Source organism: Acinetobacter sp. P1(2025), assembly GCF_051390655.1.
GTDB lineage: Bacteria > Pseudomonadota > Gammaproteobacteria > Pseudomonadales > Moraxellaceae > Acinetobacter > Acinetobacter junii.
The window spans coordinates 1-7,887 of record NZ_JBPKBJ010000109.1; the positions used below are offsets into that span (position 1 = coordinate 1).

Annotated in this window: 9 protein-coding genes and 1 pseudogene; all 10 read right to left on the bottom strand. The window is 39.5% G+C overall.

What is annotated here, in order from left to right:
- A pseudogene (locus ACSC97_RS17065) lies at positions 1–203 on the bottom strand (IS4-like element ISAba33 family transposase); the annotation flags it as partial.
- 33 nt (positions 204–236) lie between these two features.
- Positions 237–407, bottom strand: a complete 171-nt coding sequence (locus ACSC97_RS17070) for a type I restriction-modification system subunit M N-terminal domain-containing protein (RefSeq protein WP_436662128.1) — start codon at positions 405–407, stop codon at positions 237–239.
- 264 nt (positions 408–671) lie between these two features.
- Positions 672–914 (bottom strand): helix-turn-helix transcriptional regulator, encoded by a 243-nt coding sequence (locus ACSC97_RS17075; RefSeq protein ID WP_436662130.1) that lies wholly within the window; start codon positions 912–914, stop codon positions 672–674.
- Positions 915–1,010: 96 nt separating this feature from the next.
- Entirely contained in the window at positions 1,011–1,919 is a 909-nt protein-coding gene (locus tag ACSC97_RS17080) for a recombination directionality factor (RefSeq protein ID WP_436662132.1), read from the bottom strand.
- 294 nt (positions 1,920–2,213) lie between these two features.
- Positions 2,214–3,242, bottom strand: a complete 1,029-nt coding sequence (locus tag ACSC97_RS17085; RefSeq protein WP_436662134.1) for a YqaJ viral recombinase family protein — start codon at positions 3,240–3,242, stop codon at positions 2,214–2,216.
- Positions 3,243–3,338: 96 nt separating this feature from the next.
- On the bottom strand, positions 3,339–4,376 hold the full coding sequence (locus tag ACSC97_RS17090; RefSeq protein WP_436662136.1) for a DUF932 domain-containing protein: 1,038 nt from the start codon (positions 4,374–4,376) through the stop codon (positions 3,339–3,341).
- A 17-nt stretch (positions 4,377–4,393) separates the two neighbouring features.
- Positions 4,394–4,660: a hypothetical protein gene (locus ACSC97_RS17095; RefSeq protein WP_112987393.1), complete on the bottom strand. Its 267-nt coding sequence runs from the start codon at positions 4,658–4,660 to the stop codon at positions 4,394–4,396.
- A 168-nt stretch (positions 4,661–4,828) separates the two neighbouring features.
- Complete coding sequence (locus ACSC97_RS17100; RefSeq protein ID WP_436662138.1) at positions 4,829–5,059, bottom strand: AlpA family phage regulatory protein; 231 nt, start codon at positions 5,057–5,059, stop codon at positions 4,829–4,831.
- Between the two features lie 187 nt (positions 5,060–5,246).
- Positions 5,247–6,095 carry a YagK/YfjJ domain-containing protein gene (locus ACSC97_RS17105; RefSeq protein ID WP_436662140.1) on the bottom strand — a complete coding sequence of 283 codons (849 nt, stop codon included), beginning with the start codon at positions 6,093–6,095 and terminating at the stop codon, positions 5,247–5,249.
- A 479-nt stretch (positions 6,096–6,574) separates the two neighbouring features.
- Positions 6,575–7,609 carry a hypothetical protein gene (locus ACSC97_RS17110; protein ID WP_436662142.1) on the bottom strand — a complete coding sequence of 345 codons (1,035 nt, stop codon included), beginning with the start codon at positions 7,607–7,609 and terminating at the stop codon, positions 6,575–6,577.
- Positions 7,610–7,887 lie beyond the last annotated feature (278 nt).

Below are 7,887 nucleotides of genomic sequence, written 5' to 3' on the forward strand. Positions count from 1 at the left end.
TACTGATCTGCAAAGAAGCGTTGTATACGTCGATAAAATGATTGTGGTAAGCACTTGATGGGTAAGGCTTTAGATGCAGAAGAAAGATTACATGTCTGTTTTACAATTAATGCCAGCATAATCAGTGTAAAACATTTTAGATGTGACTTGTTCCACTTTAGATATTTGTTTAAGATGAGATGTAACTCATTGAAATGTGTCATCATATTCGTCGTCAGAAAACAAGTATTATGCCATTATTTCAATGAGTTGTCTTTTTTTGTCGTGTACAAAGATTTATCAGACACATATTTCATAAAAAGCAAGGTCAGCACATAATCTTTGTACTGGCTGGCATCCATACCACCACGTAACTCATCACAACTTGCCCATAGGGAAGAATAAAGTTCTGTTTTCTTAATCGCCATGTTTGTTCGTTTCTCTACGTAATTTGTTCAAAATAAATGATAGATTGGATATTCAATTCAAATTTCTGTGTCTCATGTCAGTATGGCATTTTGTGACTATCAAAATCATATGCTGTCAATAAAGATTCACCCTCTGCAACAACCAAAATCCATTCAGGTGCTCTAAATGCATGAACTTAGTTTACCGAAAATAAAAGTTTTTTCAGCTATTTTAAAGGGATGAATGACATGATTTGTCGTTTTAAAAATCAAAAAAAAGAGAGCCTAAACTCCCTTAGATTCTCGGCTTGCCAATTTGGAAACAATCCATTGATTGATTTCCCAAGCTGACCAGACTATACGCTTTTGTGTGATTTTTAATTTCTTTGGAAATGTCGGATCGTAATAAGGCGAATACTCGTCCATCATTTCATAAATCGTTGATCGACAAAGTCCAGTGATGGCGCTGACTTGTTTGATGTTGATCAATTGATGCATCTGAAATGTTTGACCCGTAAACGCATTCATGATGTTTTCTCCTAATCTATGATGCGAGCGGTACTCCGCTCAGATCATAGGTCAGTCCAGTAAATTATAACTGCATCCGATACAGTCCAATCCAATCTAGTTCAATGCCTGAACGGATTGCCTTAAACTTTGCTGTATATCCTGTACATGGGAAAAGCTCTCTGATTGCTGTTCAGTCTGAGACTGTGTTGTGACATTGGCTTCCTCTGAATAAAACTCCTCAACAATATCCAGCCCCTCTTCACCTCCCACCTCAAAACTGGCATTGCCATAGCCCTGCCGTGCCACATGATCTAAAGCCTCCTGATAAAACCCTGCCGCCTTACTTTGCTGATCAATCTGTTTGGCTGAATTAATGGCATCATTTAAATTCACGCCATCACGTAGAGTTAAGTCCACGTAATAAATTGGGGTACGATAGCTCTGTGTGGTACTTTTCCCTCGCAAGGTTAGTTGCAATGGTAAGCATGACAGTAAATTACCCGATGCCGCATGGTAATAACTCAGCCGTGCCGCCAGTGTCCGAATACTATTAAAACCTGTGGTTCTAAAGATAAATGTTCCAAACTCATCCGATTCATCCAAATTGACATATAGTCTACCGTAGGGTTTGCACAGCCCGCCTTGTGCCAATGGACATAGATCAGGAGATGGGCATGGATGTTGCTCAATGCCATTCTGTCCCAGTCGCTGACAAGTATCGCCATTGCCTGAACAGATTAAGCGTCCTGTTTGTCGGTCAAAGAGACTGTACTCTGCCCGAAGATTGAGTTCAGGCTCATTAAAGATCATACGGACTGGAATCGTTCTCAGTTTTTGATTTTGAGCTTTCGCTCGTAGTTGTTCATCCAATGGATGTTTTACCCAACCATCTTTATTTTGAATCTGACTGGTGATAGTAAACTGGTCATCCTTTTCAGGCAGTCGTTTACCATTCTTTTCGACAATTTTGCCGATACTAATACGCCCCAATACTGGCGGCGTAATTGCTAAACCTTTAATCATGGTGATTGTCCTTTATTGCATTTGTTTACGGATTCCCCAAATCGATTGAATGCACCGCTCCCTCATCTCAAGATTGATGAAATAAAAAACCTGTTCACTATTTGGTTATAGGGAGAACTTGTTGTGCGATGCTCATTTCATGCAAAGCTGCTCCACCGCCCTTTCTTCATGACTGGAGAAAGGGCAAAGGGGCGACTTTGCACAAATTTTAAATTTGGGGAATTTGAAATTTAGGGAAATGCTTTGATGTGGTGTGTAATGGAAATAGCTCTAAAATCTGTTTAGTCTGATGATTTAGGTTGTTGCAGAATAAACATTAAACCGTCTGCTACCTTGTCGATTTTGTGGATACTGTTGCAGCAGTTCAGGTTGGGCTTGGAGCAATGCTTTCTGATCAAGCACCACACTGTCTTTAGACTTTTTCCATGTCACCGTACCATTAGAAAATATGGCTTTTTCAGCATCTTTCATCAATGCCTGAATCCGATGCTTGAGATAGTCATATTTGGTTTGATGTTCGGACAGTTGTTTTTCCTCATTCAGCAGGTCAGTAAACAGTTGATCGACTCCCTCCAGCGTAGAGAAATCAACAGTCTGTAAAGGGATGTGTTGCGGGTAAAGTAATTGCAGGGCTTTGGCTGCTGATTGACTGGCATCAACACTAGGCGGAATGTCATTTTCTACACATTGCCAAAATGTGCGCTCGGATGCCATGATGCGGTCAATCACTATTTCATTGCGTTCGACTTTAAAAATCTTGGCTTCATGCCCACACATCAAAGCACAGATATGCGCTGCCTGTTTACCTGTCACTGCCAGTTGATGCTGTACCTGAATAATCACGTATAAAGGCACACCATCACGCCAAAGTTTTGTTCCCCATTCACCAACAGATTTACATTCCAGAATCTGCACTTCATCACTGCCAACCACGCTGTAATCCAAATTGGCTAACATAAAATGTTTATCGGGATCAGGATGCTGTAACACTGCATTGACCTTACGCACTTTATGACCTGTCTTGTGCTGGTAATAGCTGGCAATCAGGGGTTCAAGCTGATTGCCCCAATACAAGGGTGAATAACTGTTTTGAGTCGGTTGATCAGGCTGTGTCTGCATCCGACCAGTCTTGATCATCCATAGTTCCAGCATGCTCATGTGCGGATTAAGTCCACAGGCTGCTGCGGCATCACTACTGCCAATGCCTTGTTTGCGGACTTGTAACCATTGCTCCCGACTCATGCCTTTGGTGTTAGGTAGGCGTTTAGCAGGGTTAGGATAAGGTTTGAATTTACTGATTTGTGGTTCAACGATACGGTTCATTAGATACTCCATGTCTGTAAAAATTAAAATTGCGGCATAAAAAAAGCCACATCGGGGAGATGTGGCAAAAGGGAGTGCTTGGCTAGGAAAAACGGATTAGACAACCATTCTGAGTGCCTGTTCCAGTCCTCGCTGTTTAATGGCTGCACCTGTACCAAACCATGCAGAATCTAAACGGTGATCGGTACTCATGGCTCGACGTTCGTGATCAACAAACTCGGTGATACTGCACAGCAAGCCGTAGGCTGTACCTTTGGCTGAACTGAGTTCTGCACCTCGTCCCTGACCATTAAACATATCCATGACTTTCGACATGGCTCGTCCATTCGGTTCGGTTTTAGTTGCAGCATTTTGTACTTCGTTTGCAACATTACGGTAGAACTGGATAATACTGTCATCCTGTTCTGCAATACTGAGACTGGTATTGTTAAACACTGCATCAAAGTAAGCGGCTGCTTCCTGCTGCGTGACTTTACGCTGGCTCAGTTGTTTCATTTCATACATATGGTCATCCCATGCACGAACTGAAATACCAAGTTGCTGTTTGACCTTTTCCGCATCAAATCGGGTGCTGTGCGGAACTTTCACCACGCCTGCGCTGGTATTGCCATTGCGTAAGGCAATTGCCAGCGTGTTGTTACAGACCACACGGATAGAAGTAAATTGTGCAGTCGTGGCAAGTGTGCCATCACAAGCAGTTGCCAGTAGAATATAGCCATTACTCACATCCTTGCTTTTCAAGGCTGTACTCTGTCCTGTACGTGCCAAAGCCCAGAACTTCTTGCCGCCTTTCAATACCCCTGCGGTTTCCAGTTCAAAGCCTGATTGTTCAGTTAGGTCACGATAAAACTCCAAAATAGAACTTGGTTGCACTTCTTGAAAGCGTTGGCTAACAACAGATAACGGTGCATGGGTATCAGAACGATATAAAACTCGTTGCTCTTCAAAAGGCATAATAATACTCTGACCTTTCTCATTCTGAGCCATATAACTGACATTGGAGGATTCAATGCGCCAATCCATTCCTGCCTGTTGTGCCCAGACTTCGATTGGCTGATCTGGAGTAAGCTGATTACCTAGACCATGCCAAGGGGTTTCACCGACATACGCCATTTGTTCAAGTTGATGTGCCATGATGATTTCTCCTGTCCTTAGTTGAAATTGCACTGACAATTGTTGCAATGGAAATAGCCTGTTGGTCGCTGTGGTTGTGAGGGTTGAATAAAGCTATCAATCAAGCCACCAACAACAGCACCAGCCAATCCACCAAGTAATGGCGAGAATGGAGTTGGCAAACTTTTAGCAATGCTTGCTCCAATGCCTGCACCTGCCATCGAAGAAAAACTGTTATTACTAGACTGCTGTGTGGTTGCACGACTGATATTGTCTGAGTAGCAATATGGACATGTAATATTCATAAGATATACCTCATTAAATGAAAAAAGGCTTATCGATGGATAAGCCTATGTTTTTGAATGTAGGGAAAAAGAAAACATTCAATCTTCATGTTAATGATATATATCTATGATTTTTTGGGATTATGCCAATTCATTACTATGCAACCATGTAGCCGTATCAGGAAGTAATCAGTGTTCTTCTTCTCTTTGAGCGATTTTAGATTCAAGCCACTCATAGATTTCCTGTGATACCCAACCGACTCTTACTTCTGTTAAGCGTATTGGCTTTGGAAAACTGACATCATAATACTTGGATTTGGGATTCATCAACTCATAAATGGTTGATCGGCTTAATGCAGTAATTTCAATCACTGCTTTGATGTTCAGGATACGGTATTGATATTCAACGAGATTGGTCATGTGGTTACTCCCAGTAATGTAGTTGAGAGGGGTCTTCCTCAATACAAATTGGCGTACCGTATTTTTTTACTGTAACCGATGAGATGAATTGACCAAACATCCCCACATGACTCAAGTCCAAAAAATGAATATATGAAATAAACATTCATGTTTATAGTGTGTAGCTTTAATTTCTTGGGATCAACCTTTACCCAAAGCCACGCATTCCCTTAATTTTCGCTCGTAAATGTTGTTCCTCCTTATCAGCCTTTGCCAAATAGTGAATAGCATTCTCGGCATTTTCTACTTCAGCGTCATCATTACGGTGAATCATGCCAATACCCAAAGTACCTTGTCTGCGGTAATTGTCCTTGTGGCTTTTACGATTACAGCTAAAGTAACAGCCATCCCCATTGGTAATGTCTAACCACGCTTCACCTATCTGTTCAGCAAAGTATCCATCACGCATGTGGTTTGAACCGTTATAGATAAAAAGAAAATGACAGTGATAGCCTTTATCCCGTCCCTGTTCAATTGCCCATGAATAATCCATTACATGCTTAAAGCATTTCCGACGTTCATGAATACGACGTCGGAATATGTTGAGATCCGCATTGAACTGGTAAATATCCACATCAGCATCATACGGATAACTGACATCTACACGCACCAAGAGCAATTTGCAGTGATTATTCGATAAGCCCTTAAAATTATCTTTCAATGCCTTGAAATTACGTTGGCGTTGTCGCTTATGCCTATTGATAAAACGTTCATGTTCATCCAGCATATCTTCACAGAAGTTTAAAAAATCAGTCCTTGAATGGAATAACGATCTACCTAATCTTGTTCTGCTGTGTAAATCCAATGAATGACTAATCGACATCAAATCAAAGTAGCCTTGTATCATGGGTGAATATTCAAGGTCAGGATCATAAATATCGGTAGCGACTTCCCGATAATCTTCAAGCTCGTATTGAACTTCTTTCCAATGACATTTTCCTGAACAGATATCCAGCATCAAGTCTTCAATCTGGATCAGTGTTTCACTATGGTTCATGTCAGTCTCCTATTTGTTGGTTAGAACCATAGGAGAGATGACTCTGTAATTAATTACCCAAGGGTATATCTAATCAGTAATGACTATTCCTAGATTTCAATCATTGAGTTTTTGGATAGTAGAGTTTTTGTGAATCGATAACTCATAGTGATATACCCTTATGATTTTTTGATTTATATACTTTTCAAATAAGGGATTTATTAGATAAATTCTCTATAAGCAATTGATTTATTAGTAATCTATAATAATTAAATTATTATCCTAGTAAAATTTCTAGATCATGAGTATGAAACATGACTAATGACAGAGCTTAGAAAAGCCTTATGTGGCAAGGCTTTGAACCCATTCGATGATATTACTCTTAAACTACAATTTAAACTGAAATACAGGTGAGAGTTACGGCTTTCTTGACCCAACCCACCTATTGTATGCAGTCACTAAATGGACTGTACCTTATCCGATTAAATCCCATGAACAGCTTAACTCTTCTGCCCTCGCTTAAAACGATTTTTAATGTCATCAGAGTAATCTACATCAAATATTTCCATATACACAAAGTAAGGCAAAATACGATTCTCAAAAAATGCCCTTTTTTCCTTATCCCCTGTTTCGATAATGAGTTCTGCTGGCATATTCCAAACCCAACCTTGCATAACTGGAATAGGGAAGAGTTTCAAAACAGGCTTCTGATTTTCAAAAATTTCGGAATTCTCGTTGAGGATCACTCTCATGTATTCAAAGAATTCGGCAGGAATATCCCGAAGCTTTGCTTTTTGATCTTCTTGTTCAGGTACATCTATGAGGGAACTAGCATCAAGAATAATAATCATATCCTGTATAAGGTCTTGGGTAATAAAATTTTCTTTCCAAAAATACAAGAAATCCAAATACCCCTTGAAACCCTGTGGTCTAACTGCTTTTTTATTTACTATGCCAAAAAACTTTTGGAATTGCTCATAAGGTACTTTACTATTTTTAAGTTCTAACTGTATTTGAAAACGATATAGAACAATATTTTTTTGTTTATATCTTCTAAAATAGTCAATAGCCTCCCGCAGTTGTTGTGACCGTTTAACCCAGTCTTTAGTCATCGCAATAGAGCTTGGTTTGACAATTTCGGCATCAGGTTCAACAAATCCAATTCTCGGACGGTTATCCCTTGTATTAGGTTGAAACTTACCTCTTCGAGCAAAACTTGTAAGCTTAATAAACAGATCACTTAACGCTTCTAATGACTCGAAATTTGCATCCCTTTTCGTTATTTTAAATCCACTAAATCTTTTAATTGAAGGATCTTCACACTCAAAAAAATCTGCAAGAATTTGCACATTACGGGTGAAATAATTTCCTTTCAATTGCTTTATAAAGTCCATTTCATTCCAAAGGAATAAAAACTCCCGACCTAGACGTGTCACTCTTTGTTCTAGCTGTTTTGGACTTTCCAGCCTTATCTGTGACATTTGCTCTTTAGAATATAAAAATGCAGGCGTACTCTGCTGTAATAAAGTCAACATAAAAACCTCTATCCGCATTAAAGTCCGCAAGTTCCAGCTATCACCCACTATTAAATATTGTAGATACTTATTTGTTTTCTGAGTCTCAACTGGAAAATCATCATACTCTACTTCAAGTTCCCGATATAAAATATCTACAACCTGTAAATATTCTTTTGCAAATTGGCTTTGTACACGACAAAAAAAGATAACTCATTGAAATAATGGCATAATACTTGTTTTCTGACGACGAATATGATGACACATTTCAATGAGTTACATCTCATCTTAAACAAATA